At 53.1% G+C, this 1,700-nt stretch carries 2 protein-coding genes; one reads left to right on the forward strand and one right to left on the reverse strand.

Annotated features, from left to right (window positions below):
* Positions 1 to 845 (reverse strand): oligosaccharide flippase family protein (locus tag AC2FLZ_RS21930; protein ID WP_496882790.1); only part of this gene is annotated, 845 nt, incomplete at its 3' end.
* A 372-nt stretch (positions 846 to 1,217) separates the two neighbouring features.
* Here AC2FLZ_RS21930 and AC2FLZ_RS21935 point away from each other — a divergent pair.
* On the forward strand, positions 1,218 to 1,700 hold a 483-nt coding region (locus tag AC2FLZ_RS21935; protein ID WP_496882791.1), incomplete at its 3' end, for a Rossmann-fold NAD(P)-binding domain-containing protein.

The following is a 1,700-nucleotide window of genomic DNA, read 5'->3' on the forward strand; positions in this document are numbered from 1 at the left end:
ATAAATGCTTTCTGGTTTTGACCGGTTGACCGTGAGACATCTGCCAGACCCGGGTAGATCACGCGTTGCAACGGGGCAAATAACTGTGTCGTCACAATCGTGGTGATGCGGCTACCGGCCCGGAAAATCCCTGCATCTGCAAGGCCAAGAGTTGCGCCAATAACAATCTGGGGCATGTTATTGGCCAAAAACTGGGACAGTTGCGCGCCCATGGACCAGGAGGAAAAAGACAGGCTTTCCCGCCAGCGAGATACCGAAAGCCTGGGAAACATCGGAGCAGTTGCGAATGTCCAAATGTTTCGGGTCGCAGCACCGACAAACAGGGCCACAATAATCGCCCAGAAATCCTGCCACAGCCATGACAGATAGATGGCGACACTGGCATAAGCGATACGATTGAACGTTTCCTCTGCTGCGGCCAGCGAAAACCTCAGGCCGCGTTCATACAGAAGAAAACGTGGGCTGCGCAGGGCGAGCAAAACCGAAATCGCTGCAACTGCAGGCAAAATCTCGACAAGTTCAGGAATGCCGAGCAAAGCTACAAGGGGTTTTGACAGCCAGACCAACGCGCCAGCTATCAATCCAAGTAGAATTTGCATGGTGAAGACTGTGTCGAGATGCTCGTGGGTTATATCATCCATTCGGATCAACACGATGCTGACCTGGCGCTGCAGCATCTCAAGCAGTGCGGTCGCAATTATGAAATAGGCAATGATACCAAAGTCTTCGGGCCTGAGAAGGCGGGCAGTGATGGCAAGCGTTGCAAAACCCAAAGCCTGTCTGAAGAGGCCGGACGCCAAGAGAGTCGCAGCGCCCACTGCAAGGGCAGATCTGCGAGTCAGCATGCTGGAAGGCAAGCCTACTTTAGGAGAATGCGTCAATCGCACCATCTTTCTACATTTAGAACAAAAAACAATTTAACGCCTCAGTGTTTCTGGTTTTGCCTTCTCCCAAGGCAGATCTGGACATGTCACCGGTAACTTTTGTGGCAATCCAGGCCAGTCGTTGGTAATCAGTTTGAAGGTTGTTATTCATCTAGTGACAAGGTCGCATGATCTACGCTCAGTGTCAGAAAGCGTTGCCACATTTCAAGGAAAATTTGCGATTAATCCCACAATTTGAAATCAATTTGAGCAAGGACATCGGGTATGTGAAGCCTTGTATTCGATTTAGAAACAATTGAGTGACGACACCAGTTTTCAAGACGGTATGAAAATATGAAGATTGCGATTTTTGGTTTGGGGTATGTGGGGTTCACGGCAGCGTGCTGTCTGACCCGTGAAGGGCACGAGGTGATCGGTATTGATGTGAATGCCGACAAGGTGTCTGAAATCAACGCAGGTCAGCCCCCGATCAAGGAGCCGAAGGTGGCCGGGTTGCTGACCGAGGCGCTTGGGAAAAACCTGATCCGGGCCGTGGTCGAGATGCCGGACCTCGGGGATGTGGATCTGGCCATTGTCTGTGTGGGCACGCCCAGTTCCACTGACGGCTCGCATAACATGAGCTTCGTGGCCGAGGTGACGCGTCAGATTGCCGAGACCGTATCGCCGGATCGGGCGCGGCCTCTGACGGTGGCGTATCGGTCAACCTTCCGGCCGGGCACCGTGCGGCAGCTGATCGAGCCGATCTTCCAAAGCTATCTGGGCGAGCGGACGGGTCAGGCGGTCGAGATTGTCTATAACCCCGAATTCCTGCGCGAG

Source organism: Ruegeria sp. YKSF131 (assembly GCF_059612645.1).